The sequence below is a fragment of the Aestuariirhabdus sp. LZHN29 genome (assembly GCF_049985285.1).
Classification (GTDB): Bacteria; Pseudomonadota; Gammaproteobacteria; order Pseudomonadales; family Aestuariirhabdaceae; genus Aestuariirhabdus.
The window spans coordinates 219,980-239,037 of sequence record NZ_JBNIEU010000004.1 but is presented as its reverse complement, the minus strand read 5'-3'; the positions used below and the strand labels follow the sequence as shown (position 1 = coordinate 239,037).

Annotated in this window: 18 protein-coding genes; 13 read left to right on the top strand and 5 right to left on the bottom strand. The window is 53.1% G+C overall.

Annotated elements, in window-relative coordinates; genetic code table 11:
• Positions 1 to 63 precede the first annotated feature (63 nt).
• From ACP3PW_RS15175 to ACP3PW_RS15115, 13 genes are all read left to right on the top strand, one after another.
• Positions 64 to 888: a MinD/ParA family protein gene (locus ACP3PW_RS15175; protein ID WP_426417576.1), complete on the top strand. Its 825-nt coding sequence runs from the start codon at positions 64 to 66 to the stop codon at positions 886 to 888.
• A gap of 29 nt (positions 889 to 917) precedes the next feature.
• Positions 918 to 1,643 carry an RNA polymerase sigma factor FliA gene (locus tag ACP3PW_RS15170; protein WP_426417681.1) on the top strand — a complete coding sequence of 242 codons (726 nt, stop codon included), beginning with the start codon at positions 918 to 920 and terminating at the stop codon, positions 1,641 to 1,643.
• Between the two features lie 89 nt (positions 1,644 to 1,732).
• A complete protein-coding gene (locus ACP3PW_RS15165) occupies positions 1,733 to 2,113 on the top strand; it encodes a chemotaxis response regulator CheY (protein WP_426417680.1) in 381 nt (126 codons plus the stop codon).
• Between the two features lie 12 nt (positions 2,114 to 2,125).
• Positions 2,126 to 2,914: a protein phosphatase CheZ gene (locus ACP3PW_RS15160; protein ID WP_426417575.1), complete on the top strand. Its 789-nt coding sequence runs from the start codon at positions 2,126 to 2,128 to the stop codon at positions 2,912 to 2,914.
• Between the two features lie 10 nt (positions 2,915 to 2,924).
• Positions 2,925 to 5,138 (top strand): chemotaxis protein CheA, encoded by a 2,214-nt coding sequence (locus ACP3PW_RS15155; protein WP_426417574.1) that lies wholly within the window; start codon positions 2,925 to 2,927, stop codon positions 5,136 to 5,138.
• A 60-nt stretch (positions 5,139 to 5,198) separates the two neighbouring features.
• Positions 5,199 to 6,284: a protein-glutamate methylesterase/protein-glutamine glutaminase gene (locus ACP3PW_RS15150; RefSeq protein ID WP_426417573.1), complete on the top strand. Its 1,086-nt coding sequence runs from the start codon at positions 5,199 to 5,201 to the stop codon at positions 6,282 to 6,284.
• Positions 6,285 to 6,286: 2 nt separating this feature from the next.
• Positions 6,287 to 7,027 carry a flagellar motor protein gene (locus tag ACP3PW_RS15145; protein WP_426417572.1) on the top strand — a complete coding sequence of 247 codons (741 nt, stop codon included), beginning with the start codon at positions 6,287 to 6,289 and terminating at the stop codon, positions 7,025 to 7,027.
• 10 nt (positions 7,028 to 7,037) lie between these two features.
• The gene (motD, locus tag ACP3PW_RS15140; RefSeq protein WP_426417571.1) at positions 7,038 to 7,919 is read left to right on the top strand and encodes a flagellar motor protein MotD; all 882 of its coding nucleotides are present in this window, start codon (positions 7,038 to 7,040) and stop codon (positions 7,917 to 7,919) included.
• Positions 7,920 to 8,130: 211 nt separating this feature from the next.
• Positions 8,131 to 8,928: a ParA family protein gene (locus ACP3PW_RS15135; protein WP_426417570.1), complete on the top strand. Its 798-nt coding sequence runs from the start codon at positions 8,131 to 8,133 to the stop codon at positions 8,926 to 8,928.
• A 146-nt stretch (positions 8,929 to 9,074) separates the two neighbouring features.
• Positions 9,075 to 9,809, top strand: a complete 735-nt coding sequence (locus ACP3PW_RS15130) for a chemotaxis protein CheW (protein WP_426417569.1) — start codon at positions 9,075 to 9,077, stop codon at positions 9,807 to 9,809.
• Between the two features lie 88 nt (positions 9,810 to 9,897).
• Positions 9,898 to 10,383, top strand: a complete 486-nt coding sequence (locus tag ACP3PW_RS15125; protein WP_426417568.1) for a chemotaxis protein CheW — start codon at positions 9,898 to 9,900, stop codon at positions 10,381 to 10,383.
• A 31-nt stretch (positions 10,384 to 10,414) separates the two neighbouring features.
• Complete coding sequence (locus ACP3PW_RS15120; protein WP_426417567.1) at positions 10,415 to 10,603, top strand: hypothetical protein; 189 nt, start codon at positions 10,415 to 10,417, stop codon at positions 10,601 to 10,603.
• 1 nt (position 10,604) lies between these two features.
• Positions 10,605 to 10,997 (top strand): DUF2802 domain-containing protein, encoded by a 393-nt coding sequence (locus ACP3PW_RS15115; protein WP_426417566.1) that lies wholly within the window; start codon positions 10,605 to 10,607, stop codon positions 10,995 to 10,997.
• Here the strand turns inward: ACP3PW_RS15115 and ACP3PW_RS15110 are convergent, their stop codons facing one another.
• The 5 genes from ACP3PW_RS15110 to ACP3PW_RS15090 all read right to left on the bottom strand — a co-directional run bounded on the left by ACP3PW_RS15110 (position 10,998) and on the right by ACP3PW_RS15090 (position 19,058).
• Positions 10,998 to 13,784: a diguanylate cyclase domain-containing protein gene (locus ACP3PW_RS15110; protein ID WP_426417565.1), complete on the bottom strand. Its 2,787-nt coding sequence runs from the start codon at positions 13,782 to 13,784 to the stop codon at positions 10,998 to 11,000. It abuts the gene before it with no gap.
• A 103-nt stretch (positions 13,785 to 13,887) separates the two neighbouring features.
• The gene (astD, locus tag ACP3PW_RS15105; RefSeq protein WP_426417564.1) at positions 13,888 to 15,354 is read right to left on the bottom strand and encodes a succinylglutamate-semialdehyde dehydrogenase; all 1,467 of its coding nucleotides are present in this window, start codon (positions 15,352 to 15,354) and stop codon (positions 13,888 to 13,890) included.
• A gap of 3 nt (positions 15,355 to 15,357) precedes the next feature.
• Positions 15,358 to 16,389, bottom strand: a complete 1,032-nt coding sequence (gene astA / locus ACP3PW_RS15100) for an arginine N-succinyltransferase (RefSeq protein WP_426417563.1) — start codon at positions 16,387 to 16,389, stop codon at positions 15,358 to 15,360.
• A gap of 135 nt (positions 16,390 to 16,524) precedes the next feature.
• Positions 16,525 to 17,565 carry an arginine N-succinyltransferase gene (locus tag ACP3PW_RS15095; RefSeq protein ID WP_426417562.1) on the bottom strand — a complete coding sequence of 347 codons (1,041 nt, stop codon included), beginning with the start codon at positions 17,563 to 17,565 and terminating at the stop codon, positions 16,525 to 16,527.
• Positions 17,566 to 17,831: 266 nt separating this feature from the next.
• Positions 17,832 to 19,058, bottom strand: a complete 1,227-nt coding sequence (locus ACP3PW_RS15090) for an aspartate aminotransferase family protein (RefSeq protein WP_426417561.1) — start codon at positions 19,056 to 19,058, stop codon at positions 17,832 to 17,834.

Sequence of the window (19,058 nt, the reverse complement as noted above, 5' to 3'; positions counted from 1 at the left end):
ATACGACACAATTTTCGCGGACATTAAGTTCCGCTAGCGGGTTTATGAGGGTGAGAGCAACCTATGGTTAGTCGACAACCTGTGCAGGTGATTGCAGTAACTGGCGGCAAAGGCGGCGTGGGGAAAACCAATGTCTCGGTCAATGTTGGCATTGCGTTGGCCGAAATGGGCCGCAGAGTCATGTTGCTCGATGCTGACTTGGGGTTGGCCAACGTCGATATATTGCTTGGCCTCTCGGCCACTAAAAACCTTGAAGATGTGATGGCTGGGCGCTGCGGGCTGCGAGATATCCTTTTGAATGGGCCTGGTGGTATTAAAATCATCCCGGCATCCTCCGGCACCCAGTCGATGACTGAGCTTTCCCCCCAGCAGCATGCGGGAATGATCAGTGCATTTAGTGAGTTGAGTGGCCAGCTTGATGTATTAATTGTAGATACGGCGGCAGGCATCTCTGACAACGTGGTGAGTTTTGTCCGCGCGGCCCAGGAGATCTTGCTTGTAGTGACTGACGAACCAACCTCTATTACCGACGCCTATGCGCTGATAAAGCTGTTGAACCGTGATTATAATATGATGCGTTTCCGTATCGTGGCTAATATGGTTCGCACCCCTCAGGAAGGCCGCAACCTCTATAACAAGCTGGTTAATGTCACTGACCGCTTTCTCGATGTGGCCTTGCAGTATATGGGGGCAGTACCGTACGACGAGTCCGTGCGCAAATCCGTACAGCGCCAAAAGGCGGTTTTGGAGGCATACCCCAGAAGCAAGGCATCCATAGCGCTCAAATCATTAGCGCAAAAAATTGACGCGTTGCCCCTGCCAACAACCTCTCGGGGACATCTTGAGTTCTTCGTTGAGAGTCTGCTAGCGGCGGAACATGGGGGGTAGCCATGGTAGCGGTTCTGGAAGGGCTGGGTATGTATACCGATAATCAGGCTGAGTCGCTAAATGTGCTTGTGGAACGGCATGCGCCGTTAGTAAAGCGCATCGCTCACCACATGGCCGCTCGACTACCCGCTAATGTACTCGTGGATGACCTGATTCAGTCCGGCATGATTGGGTTGCTCGAATCAGCGCGCAAATATGATGGCAGTAAGGGTGCCGCATTCGAGACTTACGCCGGTATTCGTATTCGCGGAGCCATGCTGGACGAAATACGAAAGGGAGACTGGGTGCCCCGGTCAGTGCATCGCAACGGGCGTCGTGTGGCTGATGCTGTTAAGGCTGTGGAGTCAAGGTTAGGGCGTGACGCTAAAGATAATGAGATTGCGGCCGAACTACAGGTTAGTGTTGGTGAGTATCATGGGATGCTGCATGACTGTATGGGTAGCAGGTTGTTCAGTTTCGATGATCTGCTTGACAGTGAAGAATGCCAGCAGGAGACCGCATTGGCGTCCTTGGATGCCTCCTTGCCCCATGAAGGGGTGCAGGCGGAGCGCTTCCGTGAATCGTTGGCTGAGGCGATAACGACGTTGCCAAAACGTGAACAGTTGGTATTGTCTCTATACTACGATGAAGAGCTGAATTTGAAGGAGATCGGTGTGGTGCTCGGTGTTAGCGAATCGCGGGTTAGCCAGCTTCACTCCCAGGCGGCGTTAAGGCTCAGGTCGCGGCTTGAGGGGTGGGCATTGGATTCGGGGTAATCCTTTCATTCACAAGCTAGACTTGTAAAATACAATGTTCTGAACACACCAATATTTGAGGTTTCACGGAGGCCGGTTTGGACAAAAATATGAAGATCCTCATCGTAGATGACTTTTCTACGATGAGGCGCATCATCAAGAATTTGCTGCGGGATTTGGGTTTTACCAACACTGCAGAGGCTGACGATGGCCAGACAGCGTTGCCAATGCTGCAAACGGGTGGTTTTGATTTTCTGGTTACTGACTGGAATATGCCGGGAATGACGGGCATAGAGCTGCTAAGAGCAGTCAGGGCTGATTCAAAACTGAACACCTTGCCCGTGCTGATGGTGACCGCAGAGGCAAAGCGTGACCAGATCATTGAAGCAGCCCAGGCTGGAGTAAATGGCTACGTAGTGAAGCCGTTTACCGCACAGGCGCTCAAAGACAAGATCGATAAGATTTTTGAACGCGTCGATGCAGGCGGTTGATAAGGGCTGGATATGACGCTTTTTAAATACGACAGAGATAATACCGAATTGGAATCTGATCTGAAGGTACAAGCGCAAAAATTGGTGGAGTTGCTCGAGACCGGCGATATGTCCGCAGCGATCAATGTGATCAACGAACTCAACGAGATGCGCGACAAGAGCCTCTACCGGGAAGTGGGCAGGCTGACTCGGGCGTTGCACGAATCCCTTATGAATTTCCATATCGATTCGGGCATTACCGGGACGGACCAGGAGCAGATCTCCCATATGGTTGATGCCTCGGATCGACTTGATTATGTCACCAAGATGACCGAGGGTGCCGCCAACAAGACGATGGATATTGTTGAGGCCTGTGCGCCAGCAGCGGCTCAGTTGGGAACAGAAGCCAAGGTTTTGAATCAGGAGTGGCAGCGTTTTACCAGTCGTCAAATGGCTCCGGATGAATTTAGGGATCTATCGAAGCGCATAGGGCCTTTTCTGGCAGAGACAGAGCAGCGATCTATCGACCTCGGTAACAGCCTGAATGAGATCATTATCGCGCAGGACTACCAGGACCTTACCGGGCAGGTTATCAAACGAGTCGTCAGCCTGGTTTCTGAAATAGAAGACAGCTTGGTACATCTGGTCAAAATGGCAGGGAAAGTGGATCAGATGACCGGTATTGAACACGAAGAGTTTACAGCCAAGCCCGCTGCCACAAGCATTGAGGCAGAAGGGCCGCAGATCAAGAAAGATCAGCGGGATGATGTTGTCTCCGGGCAGGACGAGGTTGATGACCTCCTTTCCAGTCTAGGGTTCTAAGGAGTTAGGTATGAGTTTTGAGGCAGACGAAGAGATCTTGCAAGACTTTCTCGTTGAGGCGGGCGAGATTCTTGAACTGTTGTCGGAACAGTTGGTTGACCTTGAAAACCAGCCTGACGATAAGGAGCTTCTTAATGCAATATTTCGTGGTTTCCATACGGTAAAAGGCGGCGCGGGTTTCTTGTCTCTTAACCCCTTGGTTGAGTGCTGCCACATTGCAGAAAATGTATTCGATATATTGCGTAATGGACAGAGATCAGTATCCCCGGAATTGATGGATGTGGTGCTGCAGGCACTGGACGCTGTTAACGTCATGTTCTCCGAGGTCCGTGAAAGGGTGGAACCTACACCCGCAGATCCGGCGCTATTGCAGCAGTTGGCGCTAATGGCTAAACCAGAGGAGGCCGGTGAGGAGGAGGTGTCACCGGAAGTCGCGACGGCTGAGGCGCAAGAGCAAGAGCCGGAGGCGGCGGCCAGTGGAGATATCACCGACGACGAGTTCGAACAGCTACTCGATTCACTGCATGGGGAAGCTGCCCCCGAATCAGCGCCCCAGGTTACAGAGGGCGTATTTGCCGGAGAGGGTAGTGATAACGGCGCTGCATCGGGTGACGAAATTACTGACGACGAGTTTGAAGAACTCCTCAACAATTTGCACGGAAATAACAAAATAGGGGGCTCGGAGAGTGCTCCTGCACCAGCCCCTTCCGCTGCCAATAGCAGTGATGAAATTTCCGATGATGAATTCGAGGCATTACTGGATCAGTTGCATGGCGGGGCTGCTCCGAGTGGTAGTGCTGACAAAAACACTCCTGCTCCGACTCCTGCACCAGCCGCAACCGGCGATAGTCAGAATATATCAGACAATGAATTTGAAGATCTGTTGGACCAGCTTCACGGTAAAGGCCAAGGGCCTGGTGTCGCCGCGGCCAATAGTTCGGTGAAACCTTCGGCTCCGGCTCCGGCTCCGGCTGCAGCAAAGAGCAAACCTGCTGCAGCAAAGAGCAAACCTGCAGCGAAAGCGAAAGAGAGTGCGCCGCCTGTGGAGACAACCGTTCGGGTTGATACCGCACGTCTGGACGATATCATGAATATGGTGGGTGAGCTGGTACTGGTGCGTAATCGCCTTGTGCGCCTCGGGGTTAACAATGGTGACGAGGCGCTGTCTAAAGCAGTCGCTAACCTTGACGTCGTAACGGCTGACCTACAGCTTTCCGTTATGAAAACCCGGATGCAGCCGATCAAGAAAGTATTTGGCCGCTTCCCTCGAGTCGTCAGGGATCTTGCTCGAAACTTGAAGAAAGAGATTAATCTTCAACTTGAGGGAGAGGAGACTGATCTGGATAAAAACCTGGTCGAGGCGCTGGCTGACCCTCTGGTCCACCTGGTGCGCAACTCGGTCGATCACGGTATCGAAACGCCTGACGCTCGTGAAGCCGCAGGCAAAGATCGCAAAGGTAACGTTATACTCGCCGCTGAGCAGGAGGGCGATCACATACTGCTCTCTATCGCCGATGATGGGGCCGGTATGGACCCCGATAAGTTGCGTGCATTGGCGGTGGAGCGAGGCTTATACGATCAGGATGCGGCGGATAGATTGTCTGATTCCGATTGTTTTAACCTGATATTTGCCCCCGGTTTTTCGACCAAGAAAGAGATATCGGATGTGTCCGGGCGCGGTGTGGGAATGGATGTGGTGAAAACCAAGATCTCCCAACTCAACGGCATCATCGATATTCAGTCAGAAGCTGGCAAAGGCACCACAATACTGATCAAGGTACCGCTAACGCTGGCCATTATGCCGACTTTGATGGTGATGCTCGATCAGCAAGCATTCGCGTTGCCCTTGGTTAGTGTGAATGAAATATTCCATCTCGACCTTTCCAAGACCAATGTCGTCGACGGGCAGGAAGTTGTTATCGTTCGTGATAAAGCGCTTCCCCTGTTTTATCTCAAGCGCTGGCTGGTAGATCCCAAGCAGCTGGAAGGAGGCGATGTTGTCGAGGGCGAGGAGGCTCACGTGGTTATCGTATCCGTGGGTACCCAGCGTGTCGGCTTCGTCGTTGATCAGTTAGTTGGCCAGGAAGAGGTGGTGATTAAACCGCTCGGATCGATGTTGCATGGCACGCCGGGAATGGCTGGAGCAACCATAACGGGTGATGGTCGCATCGCACTTATTCTTGATGTTCCCAGTATGCTTAAAGAGTACGCACGTCGACTATAACCTCTAAACGGAGCCGGTATCTATTGCCGGAGACCTGTTGCAGATCATTGGAGAAACCGGGTGGCAGTAAAGGTATTAGTGGTTGACGATTCAGGCTTTTTTCGCCGAAGGGTAACCGAGATTCTGAAAACGGATCCGGGTATCGAGGTGATAGGTGTCGCTAGCAATGGCCGTGAGGCAGTGGAAAAAGTCACCGAGCTGAAGCCGGATGTAGTGACTATGGATTATGAAATGCCGGTTATGGATGGCATCTCTGCGGTCAGGCAAATAATGGCGAGCCAGCCGACTCCTGTGTTGATGTTTTCATCCCTTACTCACGAAGGGGCTCGCGTCACTCTGGATGCACTTGAGGCGGGTGCTGTGGACTTCCTGCCCAAGAATTTTGAGGATATTTCACGAAATACTGAAAATATTCGCCGCATTCTTTGTGATCGGGTGAAAACCGTGTCCCGCAGTATGCGCCGTGCTGCGGTGCCGACGGCACCTTCAGCACCAGTGGCCAAACCTGCCGCCAGGCCAGGTGCTCGTGCGGCAAAGCCTGCTCAGCAAGTTCGAACGCCAATAACTTATAATCGTGGAGCAGCTAAGCACAAGTTATTGGCGATTGGTACCTCGACCGGAGGGCCGGTGGCATTGCAAAAGGTGCTCACTGAACTGCCGGCCAATTTTCCGACGCCAATCGTATTGATTCAGCATATGCCGGCGACATTTACCAATGCGTTTGCCGAACGTTTGAATCGTTTGTGCAAGATTACTGTCAAGGAGGCCCGAGATGGTGATCGGCTGCAGCCCGGAGTTGCCCTGCTTGCTCCTGGGGGCAAACAGATGATGATTGATTCCCGCGGTAGTGTGGTCAAGATACTGCCCGGTGATGAACGTTTGAATTACAAACCCTGTGTAGATGTTACCTTTGGTTCGGCTGCCAATGCGTTTGGAGGCAAGGTTCTAGCCGTTGTGCTGACCGGAATGGGAGCCGATGGCCGTGACGGAGCCAAACTCTTGAAATCAAAAGGGGCCACTGTGTGGGCTCAGGATCAGGCAAGTTGCGTCATCTATGGCATGCCAATGGCAGTTGTTAATGCTAATTTGGCCGATGCGGTTATACCATTGGATGAGATCTCTTTACGTCTGGTTGAGGCGATTTAAGCATGGATCTGTTGAGCGTCGTTGGGCTTCTACTGGCGCTTTTTGCGGTAATCGGCGGCAATTATCTCGAAGGTGGCCATGTCGAGGCGTTGATGAATGGCCCTGCAGCAGTGATTGTGTTTGGAGGAACCATTGGTGCAGCATTTATCCAAACTTCAGGGGCGACCTTTCGTCGTGCGCTGGTGATTCTAAGCTGGGTATTTTTTCCGCCCCGTATTGATATCACACAGGGTATTTCAAAAGTTGTAAATTGGAGTATGACCGCTCGCAAGGAGGGTCTGTTAGGGCTCGAGACTATCGCCGATGCCGAGCCCGACCCCTTTGCCCGCAAGGGCTTACAGTTACTGGTCGATGGCAGTGAACCTGAAGCCCTTCGTGCGGTCCTGGAAGTTGACCTTTACGCGGCGGAAAGTACAGATATGCACGCTGCAAAAGTTTATGAGTCTATGGGGGGGTATTCTCCCACCATCGGCATTATAGGTGCCGTAATGGGTTTGATTCATGTTATGGGAAATCTCGCAGACCCATCCCAACTCGGCGCAGGCATCGCGGTCGCTTTTGTTGCCACTATTTACGGTGTGGCGCTTGCTAATTTATTACTATTGCCCGTCGCGAACAAACTGAAATACAACGTCCATCGAAACTCGCAGTACCGGGAGATGATGATCGAAGGTATCTTGGCTATTGCTGAGGGAGAAAATCCTCGGGCCATTGAACTGAAGCTTCAGGGCTTTCAGGGCTAGGGAGTGAGTTATGCCTCGTAGGCGACAGCGACAGCAACAGGAACACGAGAACCTGGAGCGTTGGCTGGTATCATACGCAGACTTTATTACGCTACTGTTCGCGTTTTTCGTCGTAATGTACTCAATCTCTTCTGTAAATGAGGGCAAGTATAAAATCCTTTCGGAAACCCTGGTGGGGGTTTTTAATCAACCAACACGTAGCGTTGACCCGATACAGGTCGGTGAATCCCCGGTTCGTGACCTTAAAAGTAGCGATGACCTTATTGCCATCCCCAATGGTCAGCAGGTGGCGATAAATCCTGTTGAAGGGGGCGATAAAACCTACACCGAAGAGGAGGCTACGGAGAATCTCGAGGTGATAGGAGATAACCTCAAGGTAGCATTTAGTGAGCTGATCGCTGAGCAGAAAATTAGCGTTACGGGAAATGAGATGTGGGTAGAGATCGAGATGCCTGCAAGCCTGCTATTCGAAAGTGGTGACTCTATCCCCAAAAACGAAGCCTTCGATATTTTGCGCCGGGTAGCCGATATTATTAAGCCCTTCAATAACCCGACTCATATTGAAGGCTTTACCGATAATCTTCCCATCAATACGGATCGTTTCCCAACCAACTGGGAGCTCTCAGCCGCTCGCTCGGCCGCGGTAGTGAGGATGCTTTCCAATTATGGAGTAGATCCCAAGCAGCTGGCGGCTGTGGGTTACGGCCAGTTTCAGCCGGTCGCGACGAATGCCGTGCCGGAGGGGAGGGAGCGCAATCGTCGGGTGGTAATGGTGATCTCCAAAAATCTCGATATTCGCCGTGCTATAAACCCTATTGGGGTTGAACGGGCCGCTCAATATGAAGGGGTGCTGCGTGAACGTTTCGGCGGCCAGGCACCCGCTTTTCAATAGCACTGTGTGCCCCCCTACTATTGGAAACCATTATTTTTTGTCGGGTTTTGCGGGTCGGTATAGGCAGGGATACATAGGCTGGTAAGTTTGTTTAGGCACAAATATTGCTGGTGTTGAATGGGAGCTCTATCAAACGACAAAAAACCGACGGATTGGTGAGATTGGCTCTAGATCGCCAATTTCCAATCGTGGCAAAAAAGAAGGTGGCAGTGTGAGAGTTTGGGCCGTATCAAATCAGAAAGGTGGTGTGGGCAAGACCACTACAGCGGTTGCGCTGGGAGGTTTGCTGGCCGACAGGGGGCAGCGCGTTCTTATTGTCGATCTTGATCCTCACGGTTCAATGACCAGCTATTTTCGCTATGATCCAGACTCGATAGAGAGCAGTTGCTACGACCTTTTTATGCATCAGGGGGAGATTCCTGCTGACCTTCCTGCCAGTGTCATCAAAAAGACCTCTTCGGAAAACCTGCACCTAATGCCAGCCAGCACGGCGCTGGCAACGCTGGAGCGCCAAATGATGGGGCAGGGCGGGTACGGTTTGGTTTTGGCCAAAACCCTTGCTCAACTGTGGGATAGCTATGATTATGCGATTATTGATACCCCCCCGTTGCTCGGTGTTTTGATGGTCAATGCTATGGCTGCATGCGAAAAGCTGTTGATCCCCGTACAGACCGAGTTTCTTGCCCTTAAAGGGTTGGAGCGTATGGTGCATACCCTTGCTATGGTCAACCGCTCCAGAAAGTGCGACCTCCCTTACCTGATTGTACCTACCATGTTTGACCGCCGTACTCAGGCGGCATTGATGGCGATGAAAGCGATCCGCAGTCAATATCCAGAGAAGGTGTGGCAGGCACAGATCCCGGTGGATACTCGATTGCGTGATGCCAGCCGACAAGGGGTGACCCCATCGGCGTTTGACCCTGATTCCCGAGCGGTTAGGGCATACCAGCACCTGTTAAAGGATTTGGTAGTCGCTGCGGTAAGTCAGCCTCGTGCGGCTACGGGGTAGCAGGGTACAATGGGCTATTACCCCGGGATTGATCCCAAGAGTGCAGCTCTTGTGGTGTAGCCGGGCAAGATTTCTAAACTTTTTGCAACGAAGGCCGATCTATAAGTAGGGCCAGAGAAGCAGAGCGTTGGGTGTTCAGGCAGATTATGAGTCAACAGCAGTTAAAAGTAGCGGTAACAAAGCCACAGGAAGCGATTCAGGAGTATCTGGATGGTTTGCTGCAGGATGCCACCGCACGAGCCTTAGTGACGGAGGATGCTGCCCCAGCACCCCCTGTAGTCGAGGTGTCAGCGAGCCCTGTGTCAGCTGTTGAGCTGGAGCCGGTGGTCCCCGAGCCTGTCGTATGCGATCAGATCAGCCAGCAAATGGAAGTATCTACCGCCAGCGCGGTGGTTAAAACGGTAAATGGGCGTCCTCACTGGGCACAGGAACGATTCGAGTGCCTGTTGTTTCGGGTGGCAGGACTAAAGTTAGCCGTGCCACTCGTAGAGCTGGGCACCATTTACCCTTTGGATGGTGAATTAACGTCGCTGTTTGGGCAGCCGGACTGGTTTTTAGGCCTCTACAAGCATACGGGTAGAAGTATTCGGGTAATTGATACTGCGAAGTGGGTGATGCCCGAACGTTATAGTGCAGAATTGAATCAGGGCCTGAAGTATATTATCTCCCTGCAAGGTTGTGACTGGGCATTGGCTGTGCATGATGTTGCCGAGGCGGTGCAGCTTGACCCGGATGCGGTGCGTTGGCGTACGGAGCGCAGTAAACGACCCTGGCTGGCGGGCACCGTTATAGACGAAATGTGTGCTTTGCTGGATGTGGGCAGCTTGGGCCAGCTGATATTAGAGGCAGAAGGTAGAGACAACACCGGAATAGCAAATTAAGCATTTCAAAAGGCTTTAGTTTATAGTTATGAGTATGCACGGAGTAAGGGCATACTCGGTAAATAGTAACCAGGATAGAGAATTCGCCATGTCAACACATACTGCTACACAAGGAACTGATGACCCAATCTTGCAATGGGTTACTTTCCGTCTCGATGATGAAACCTACGGCATCAACGTAATGCAGGTCCAGGAAGTGCTGCGCTATACAGATGTTGCTCCGGTGCCTGGAGCCCCACAGTATGTGTTGGGCATCATTAACTTGCGCGGAAATGTGGTCACCGTTATCGATACCCGCCAACGTTTTGGACTTCCCTATGCAGAGGTGACAGAGAATACTCGTATTGTCATCATTGAGGCGGAGAAGCAGGTGATTGGGATTTTGGTTGATGCTGTTGCCGAGGTTGTTTACCTGCGTCAGTCCGAGGTAGAAACAGCGCCTAATGTTGGTAACAACGATGAAAGCGCCAAATTTATTCAGGGTGTCTGCAATAAGAATGGAGAACTCCTTATTCTTGTTGAGCTCGATAAAATGATGAGCGATGACGAGTGGGCGGAGCTCTCGGACATTTAATTATGAGTGCATAGGCGCCTGGAGGTGGGCGATGGATGATATTTCTCCGATTATCGTAGATCCTACGCGCCGCATCTTTCCCGTTGAAAAGGGACGTACTGTTAATGAACGTCCCTCGAGCAAACAAAAACAACAACAGCAGGAAGCAGAGCCTGAAGATGAGTCCCCTGGCAGGACTCGCGACCCTCTTGGCCGTTTGCATATAGATGAGTATGTTTAATTTGAGCGTTCCCTTATTGATCGTTTTAGGGCTGTTTGCACTGCTGCTTGGTGTTGGTGCGTACCTGTATCGTGTGGTCAGACGTACTCAGGTCGAGCAAGCTTATGAACTCCATAGGCGGATAGAGACGCTTGAGTCGGATCTCAGGGCGGTCGGTGCCGGTGCTATAGGTGTCGGTCAGCGGTTGCTAAAAGTCGAGCAGAGGCTGGGCGCTACGATCGATAAACAGGAGGCGTTGGAGCAGCGTGATCCTGCAAAAGTTTCCTACACGGAAGCGGGCAAGCTCTTCGAGATGGGAGCCTCAACGGAGGAGGTGATGGAAAACTGCCATATCTCCGTAGCGGAAGCGCGCCTTATAGAACTGATGCACCGAAAAAATAAAACCAACGCCTGATCAGGCAAATGCATAGCTATTTTTTCCCGACTTTTTCACTTGATACATCAGGTTATCCGCGACGCTCAGCAGTTCGTCGGCATCCCTGGCCGTGTCTGGATAGAGAGCGATACCGATACTGGCACCTATGTGAGCCTCTTGCGCCAGTTGATAGGGTTCACCAAGGTGTTGCAGAAGGTTTTCTGCAACCTGTGCGGCGCCATCGCGATGGCTGATTTCGGGTAGTAGCACCACAAACTCATCTCCGCCAATACGCGCTACGGTGTCCGATTCTCTCAACGTTGAATGAATGCGCTGTGCTACCCCTTTGAGGAGCTCATCCCCAGCGTCATGCCCCAGAGAGTCGTTTACCGCTTTAAAACCGTCCAGGTCAATAAACAAAAGAGCTACTTTTTGCTGGTTGCGCTTGGCGGTATCAAGGGCCTTAGCGATTCGATCCCTTAATAAAAGGCGATTGGGCAGTCCGGTAAGGGTGTCATGGGTGGCTAAATGTCGAACCTCCTTTTCCGCTATCTTCCTGCGCACGATCTCTTGGCGAAGCCGGCGATTCCATAACAGGATAAAGATGACGACCAGGGCCGCCCCCCCGGCGATTTTCAACCGCTCGACCCAAAGATCTCGCTCGTTGATACCGTATTGGATCTGTAGGCTGAGCCATTTTTCACGTAGCTGTTTCAGCTCATGCTCTTCGGTCATCTTGATAACGCGATTGACCATATGGCTGAATTCAGGCCAATCATCGCGCATAGCGAACCGAAGTTGATCATCCTTGAGTTCGGGTACTCGGTGCAGGTTTAGATCGTTTTGCCCGCTCTGTTGAAGGTATTGGGTCAATGCTGCAAGATTTCCTACGTAGCCCTCGGCTCTGCCATCGGAAATGGATTCAAGCCCCTCTTGCAGGGATGCTACTTCAATAAAGTCGAGCTCAGGATAACCATGCAGCTGTTCAATAACAGAGGCGCCGCTAAGGACCGAAAGTGTTTGTCCCCTAAGGTCATTAATACTGCGAAAAGCCAGGTGACTACTGTGAGTTACTATGACCCAGGGGGTGTTTGCGTAGGCCGAGGAGTAGTGGAAGGGGACGAGGGTGTCCGTCACTCCACCGGTATTGACTACCATATCCATATCACCTTGCTGCAGTGCATCTAACAGGCTCTGTTTGTCAGTGTAGAGCCTGGATTCAAAGCGCACGGGTAGGTAGTCCCCAAGCAGCTGAATCAGGTCATCATGGAACTCAAGGGATTGACTACTGGTTGAGGCGTCGCTGGCGAGTCCCACTCGAACAACCGGGTTCTCCTCAACCCAGCGTTGGCTGTCAGGGCCCAAGGGGAGAAAGCTGGGGGACGCATCGAAATAGCGATCTCGCGGGTTGGAGAGCCATTTTTTTTCCAGCTGAGCCAACTCTCGAGTACTGATCTGCTCCATTCCTTGGCGTACGAGTGCCGCCAGTTCTGTCCGGAACCGTGGGATGGCGACCAGAATAGTTTCATCTACCAGGGAGTCATTGAGCAGGCGGTAACGCTGTCCCTCTTTGAGAAGGGGAACCGCAGGGTTCTCCATTATGGCCGGGCTTTGAAGAAAAGCCCCCTGCATCGCAGTGGTCATCGCACTAAAGGGCCCTTTATACTCGAACTGGATATCCGGAGCCCTGTCACGCAGTGGCTCGGGCACTATGGACGATCCAAAAATTGCGATGGGTTCATTGCCCAGATCAGAGAGCCTGGTTGCGGCGGAGCTCTCTGGCACATAGACGCCGAGTTTTAACGGGAACAGGGATGTCGGGTAGCTGAGCCGGCTCATTCGAGCGGGAAGGGGAGTTAGTGTCGCGCCAAGAATATCGGCGAGGCCTCGGGTAACCATATCATCGGCATGCTTCGAATCTATCCCCAAAAAACGAATCTGGGCACCGGTTTTTTGCGCCCACAGCCTCCACAGGTCGGGAAGTAAGCCGATCACCTCGCCCTCCGGGGTCGCGACGCTGTAGGGGGGAGTCCACAAGGGCATCGTGATGGTTAGCATATTGTCGTCTTGATCGGTGCCGCTCCAGGCGGAGACGATAGCGCGCACGTATTGCGAGTCAAGCCGCTTTACACCGTCGTTGACCTGCTGCAGCAGATCAGGATTTCCCGCTTTTACCATGGCCACCCGTTGGTTATCGATCAGCTTCAGGAGGCCATTTATACGAAATGGGATTCTCTCGCTGTGAAAGTAAAAGTTTCCGGAAATTTTACGGTTCAGGGCAGCCCTCACATCGCCTCGCCTGATGGCTTCCAGTTGAGCCTCTCTGGACTCGTACGGGTTAAAGGCATAGCCCGTCGGCAGCAAATCAGGAGAGAGGCGAAACTGTTGGTTTACAGCGATGCGATAAGGTTTGACCTGCTCCCATGCAGAAATCTGTCCAAGCGACAGATGGGTGAAAAGATGAACAGGGTCGTCAATTGCAAACTCGGTGGCAACGAGCTGCGGAGTGCTTTGGAGAGGTAGATCCATTCCCGCCAACAGATCGGTATGTCCGGCTAATACCTCTCCGACCGCCTGCGTATAACTGGCGCTGGTAACAAACTCGATATCGCGCTGGTTGATACGCCCCCAATAACGCCATAGTTCCACTAACAGCCCCCCCGGGGCCTCATGCTCTTGAGTGAACGAGTAAGGGGGGTCATTTTCGACGATGCCAACGCGTAAGGGTGCCGCCGCCATGGCCACACTGCTTATGAGGGCCGAGCACACCGCCAATCCAATCGCCCGAGCAAACCTGTAGGGGAGCTCTGATAAAGTGAATATCATGGTTTTAGTGTATTCATTTTGATCAGGTCTGCCCAGAAAAAGGAACCTGCGGTACAAAAAAGCCTCCGCTAGGGAGGCTTCTGAAGGTTCGTCTATCGGTTAACTAGAGTGACAGCCCCGGTGCGAGTTGTGTTGGCATCGATACTCGGTCTGCTTCCAGTGATGCTACCGGGTACGCACAATAGTCTGCCGCGTAGTAGGCGCTGGCACGGTGGTTGCCGCTAGCACCAATTCCTCCAAAGGGAGCGGCACTGCTGGCACCGGTGAGTTGTTTGTTCCAGTTAACGATGCCGGCTCTGCTGCGCTTGAAAAAGTGCTCATAGCGTTCGCGGCTATCACTGAGTAAGCCCGCTGATAAGCCAAAAGTGGTGTTGTTGGCCATATCGATCGCTTTATCGAAATCCTGGTAGCGAACAAGCTGCAAAAGCGGACCAAAGTACTCATCGTCTGGCAGCGACTCTATCGCAGTGACATCGATCAATGCCGGGGAGATCATCGCGCTGAAGTCATCAAGGCGCTTGGCTTCAGCCAGTGACTGCCCTCCTAGCTCCTGCAGGCGACGCTGCGCAGCAATGATGCCCTCTGCCGCGGTAACCGATACCAATGACCCCATAAACGGTTGTTCTTGCGCATCGTAGGGACCCACCTGAATCTTCTTGACGGCACTGACCAGCTTGTCGACAAAGAGATCACCTTGAGGCGTTTTTGGCACATAGAGACGGCGGGCACAGGTACAACGTTGACCCGCAGAGATATAGGCCGACTGCAGGGTTTCGTGAACCGCAGCGTTGATGTCGGCGACCTCCTCAAGGATTAGCGGGTTGTTCCCTCCCATCTCCAGGGCAAGAATCTTTCCTGGCTCGCCTGCAAACTGTCGGTGCAATAGATGGCCTGTGGCAGAGCTTCCGGTAAAGAAGAGGGCGTCTATGCCTTTGTTGTGGGCCAGTGCAATTCCGGTATCTTTTTCACCCTGAACCAGATTGATGACCCCAGCCGGCAGTTCCGCTTTTTGCCATAGCTGGAGAGTTTTCTCAGCAACACGAGGGGTTAGTTCGCTCGGTTTGAATACAACGGTATTACCCGCAAGGATAGCCGGAACGATATGCCCATTGGGTAGGTGGCCGGGGAAGTTATAGGGGCCAAATACTGCCACCACACCGTGGGGTTTGTGTCGTAATACGGAGCGCCCTGCAGGGATCTCAGACTGCTCTTCGCCAGTACGCTCGTGGTAGGCTTTAATGGAGATAGCGATTTTCCCAATCATCGCGGCCACCTCTGTGCGAGTTTCCCACAGGGGTTTTCCGGTCTCTTCCGAAATGGCGAGGGCAAGCTCTTCACGGTGGCTGTCGAGCTGCTCGGAAAAACGCTTAACGACGGCCTCGCGTTCCGAGACGGCCAGTGACGACCAGCTGTAAAATGCTCCACGGGCAGCGCTTACTGCCTGCTCCACCTGCTCTGCGGTGGCACTGTTAGCTTGCCATAGGAGGGTTCCTTTGGCTGGGTTGTCAGAGCTAAAGGTTGGGCCCTGGCCTTCAATCCATGCGCCATTTACAAAAAGAGAGTCACTCATTATTTATCTCCTTAGCTTGGAGGAAAGACGAACTACCCGCACAGTTCCGCCCTCTTCAACTTTTAGCGCTGCTGCTGTTTCCGCAGTGATATCGACTACGTTGTGATCACCCGAGAGCTCCACCAGACAGCAGCGGAAATTTTTAAGATCAGTATTCGATATCAAGTAGGCTTCGCCATCAGCCGGCGAGGTGGTGATATTGACCTTGGCGTAGTGACTCTCTCGAACCGCGCGTATATCCAAGACCCGCGTTTCGATAGTGGGGCCTGCATCAAAAATATCGATGTAGCCCTCGTTACGGAAGCCTTCGCTTTCCAGCATCATGCGGGCGGGCAGGGTGTTGTCATGCACCGTACCGATCACCTCCTGAGACTCTTTTGGAAGCATGTTGGTATAAATCGGATGACGAGGCATTAATTCGGCAATGAATGTTTTATCGCCCAGACCGGCCATGTAGACGGCGTCCGCGAAGTCCATTGAGAAAAAGTGACGGCCCAGCCCTTCCCAGAACGGGGAGTGGCTGTTCTCGTCAGAGTATCCGCGCATCTCGGCAATAACATGGGTAGAGAAGCGTTTTGGGAACTCGGCAAGAAACATAAAGCGGCTCTTGGAGAGCAGGCTTCCATTTTTGCTGTGGCGATAATCGGGGTCCAGGAACAGGGTACAGACTTCGGAGTAACCGGTGTGGTCGTTGCTCAGGGTCAGGGTCCGCACTGCGTTGTGGACGCCGAGTTGGCGTGAGGAGTGCACGAGGGTACCGACACGGTAGTTGTACCATGGCTGGCTCAGGCCAACGGCCGCTTCGATGCCGCAAATACCCGCAACCCGGCCCGTTTCGGTGTCTTCCAATACAAACAGGTAAGTTTCTTCGCCCGCGGTGGTCACCGCTTTCTCGAAGGCTTCCAGCGAGCTATAAATTTTGCCTCGCACCTGCCCCTCATTGGGCTGCAGAGAGGTGAAACCCGCCCCCGTTTTTTCGGCCAGAGCAAAGAGCTCATCGTAGTCATCTGCTTGAATTGGTCGGATTACCATCATAATGCATTCTCACCTGCTAGGAGGTGCCTCCTTATTAAAGGAAACGCGGGCTATCGCATGGTGCGATAGTCGTTTCTTGTTGCTTTAAACTGTATCTATTGCTGCTGTATAGCGCCGGAACTGCCAGCGCGAAAATCAATCGGGAGTGGGTTGCTGATCAGCCCCATAGCAGGGTGTTATCTGAATCGCGTCTCCCTCCCGGATATCCAGTGCCTTGAGCTGCTGGCTTGTCAGCCTTGGATCCGCGCTTGCAACCTGTGCAATCAGGCATCGATAGTTGTCGAAGCCCTCATTACTAATCAGGCAAGGGGTAGCGTCATTACTCACCGTCTCGCCGATAACCGCCTTTGCCGTTTGTACTTGCTGGAACGTGGAGATTTCGTCAGTGCTTATTTCAAGGGTAGGCCCCCCATCAAAAATATCCACGTGATTCTTGAACGCGAAGCCTTCCATCTCCAATAGCTGTTTGTTGCGGGTGATATCTGCCCGAGGCTTACCCAGTGAGTCCTGAGCCTCCTCTTGCAATAGGGGGATATAGATCGGCTGTTGCGGCATTAGCGAGGCGATAAAGCCCTTAAAGTTGATGCCTGCAAGGAAAGTGGCCCGAGAGAGTTCCATGGTAAAAAAATGACGCCCGAGGTTTTCCCAGAAGGGCGACTTCCCCTCTGCATCAATCACGCCCTGAAGTTCCGCGATGCATTTTTCGGCAAGCAGTTTCCGGTGAAGAGACATAAATAGTAAACGGGCCCTTGATAACAGCTGGTGATTGAGCCCTTGGCGATATTCTGGAGCCAGGAACAGCGTGCACAGTCGGCTGCTGCCCGCTAGATCCTGACATATAGAGAGTGTGCCAATTTTGTTGTGAATCTGCAGCTGACTTGCGTTATGCACGAAAGCGCCCATGCGATAACTGTAAAAGGGGGAGGTCACACCGATTTCAGATTCGATGCCGCTAATGCCGAGCAGTGTCTTGCTTTCGATATCCTCGAGCACAAAGTGAAAACTGCGCTGGCCGCCCGTTTCGGTTCCTGCCCGCAGGGATTGCCGGGTGGCGCCAATCAAGTCATTCAGGTGTTCACGGTGGGCGGGTAATGTTGTCAGGCTACCACCGGACACCACCGCCAGGCGCTCCAGCGCGGGCAGGTCATGGTAATCTATAGGCCTGATGACGAGCATGTACACTCCGCATAAAAACAGCTTTGGTTGCCGAAAGCTCCCGCTGAAACAAAGTGGGACCTGAGCTAAAAAAGGGGCCATTCGGCGGCTTGGATGGTATTGGAAACAACAGATTGCCACGCCTACGGCCAGCAGACATTATTTCCTAAAAGCGTGGGGGGGAATAGGTCACAACTGTTGTCTTTGCGACCTCGACTATCCCCTTTCTGACATGGTCTGCGGTTGCTGGCGTTGCGGTTCTCCATTGCAACGCCAGCAACCTTTGATCAGGCGTCCGGGCCTGCGGCAACAACCTCGGCTACGGCCCTGGCAAGCCCCGCCATGCCCGCATCGATATCCTCATCGGGAATGACCAGGGATGGAGCCATGCGCAATACATTAGGCCCGGCGACGAGGATCATTGCTCCCTGTTCGCGAGCCGCAGCCAGAAACTTGGCGGCTTTGCCTTCCCAGTCCGGATTCAGGGCGGCGCCGATCAGGAGCCCCTTGCCTCTAATTTCACTGAAAATGTTGTGCTCGGCATTGATCGCTTCGAGCGCAGCAACGAAACGCTCGCGCTTGCGCTTTACGTCATCGAGCAGCTTCCGGTCACTGACAATTTCCAGCACCTTGCTGGCGACGGCACACGCCAGGGGATTACCGCCGTATGTACTGCCGTGCGTTCCTACAACGAAGCTGGCAGCTACCGCTTCGGTGGTAAGCATGGCACCAACGGGGAAGCCGCCACCCAGGGCCTTGGCCGTGGTGAGGATGTCCGGGGTGACGCCGGTGTCCATATAGGCGTAGAGTTCGCCGATGCGGCCGACACCGGTTTGCACCTCGTCAAATACCAGTAGAGCATTGTGCTTATCGCACAGCGCGCGCGCGCCCTTGATGAACTCAGGGTCTCCGGTAATGATACCGCCTTCGCCCTGAATGGGCTCCATGACAACGGCGCAGGTGTTGTCAGAGATGGCCGCTTCTAGGGCCGCCAGGTCGTTATAGGGGACGTGGGTGATACCACCGGGTGCGGGCTCGAAACCTTCACGATATTTTTGCTGGCCGCCGACGGAAACCGTAAACAGGGTGCGGCCATGGAAGGCTTGATGGAAGGCGATGATCTCATTTTTTTCCGGGCCATACTGGGTGAAAGCGTGGCGGCGTGCCAGCTTAAATGCGGCTTCGTTGGCTTCGGCGCCGGAGTTGGCGAAGAATACGCGCTCGGCAAAGGTCGCTTCGGTTAGCTGGCTGGCGAGCTTTAGCGCGGGCTCGTTGGTGTAGACATTACTCAGGTGCCAGAGCTTATCGGCTTGTGTCTTTAAGGCATCGACTAGCTCGGGGTGACAATGGCCAAGGGCGTTGACGGCAATGCCTCCCGCAAAATCGATATATTCCCGGCCTTCCTGATCCCAGACGCGAGACCCTTCGCCTTTGACCGGAATGATGGCCTGAGGGGAGTAATTTGGGACCATTACCTGGTCAAAGGTATCGCGGGTGTAGGTTGAATGACTCAT

Excerpts from the sequence above, each read along its gene's own strand:
- ACP3PW_RS15090 (WP_426417561.1), bottom strand. The coding sequence starts at position 19,058 with ATGAGTCATTCAACCTACACCCGCGATACCTTTGACCAGGTAATGGTC.
- motD (WP_426417571.1), top strand. The coding sequence starts at position 7,038 with ATGCCTCGTAGGCGACAGCGACAGCAACAGGAACACGAGAACCTGGAG.
- ACP3PW_RS15175 (WP_426417576.1), top strand. The coding sequence starts at position 64 with ATGGTTAGTCGACAACCTGTGCAGGTGATTGCAGTAACTGGCGGCAAA.
- ACP3PW_RS15145 (WP_426417572.1), top strand. The coding sequence starts at position 6,287 with ATGGATCTGTTGAGCGTCGTTGGGCTTCTACTGGCGCTTTTTGCGGTA.
- ACP3PW_RS15130 (WP_426417569.1), top strand. The coding sequence starts at position 9,075 with ATGAGTCAACAGCAGTTAAAAGTAGCGGTAACAAAGCCACAGGAAGCG.
- ACP3PW_RS15125 (WP_426417568.1), top strand. The coding sequence starts at position 9,898 with ATGTCAACACATACTGCTACACAAGGAACTGATGACCCAATCTTGCAA.
- astA (WP_426417563.1), bottom strand. The coding sequence starts at position 16,389 with ATGATGGTAATCCGACCAATTCAAGCAGATGACTACGATGAGCTCTTT.
- ACP3PW_RS15165 (WP_426417680.1), top strand. The coding sequence starts at position 1,733 with ATGAAGATCCTCATCGTAGATGACTTTTCTACGATGAGGCGCATCATC.
- ACP3PW_RS15110 (WP_426417565.1), bottom strand. The coding sequence starts at position 13,784 with ATGATATTCACTTTATCAGAGCTCCCCTACAGGTTTGCTCGGGCGATT.
- ACP3PW_RS15120 (WP_426417567.1), top strand. The coding sequence starts at position 10,415 with ATGGATGATATTTCTCCGATTATCGTAGATCCTACGCGCCGCATCTTT.
- ACP3PW_RS15155 (WP_426417574.1), top strand. The coding sequence starts at position 2,925 with ATGAGTTTTGAGGCAGACGAAGAGATCTTGCAAGACTTTCTCGTTGAG.
- ACP3PW_RS15160 (WP_426417575.1), top strand. The coding sequence starts at position 2,126 with ATGACGCTTTTTAAATACGACAGAGATAATACCGAATTGGAATCTGAT.
- astD (WP_426417564.1), bottom strand. The coding sequence starts at position 15,354 with ATGAGTGACTCTCTTTTTGTAAATGGCGCATGGATTGAAGGCCAGGGC.
- ACP3PW_RS15095 (WP_426417562.1), bottom strand. The coding sequence starts at position 17,565 with ATGCTCGTCATCAGGCCTATAGATTACCATGACCTGCCCGCGCTGGAG.
- ACP3PW_RS15170 (WP_426417681.1), top strand. The coding sequence starts at position 918 with ATGTATACCGATAATCAGGCTGAGTCGCTAAATGTGCTTGTGGAACGG.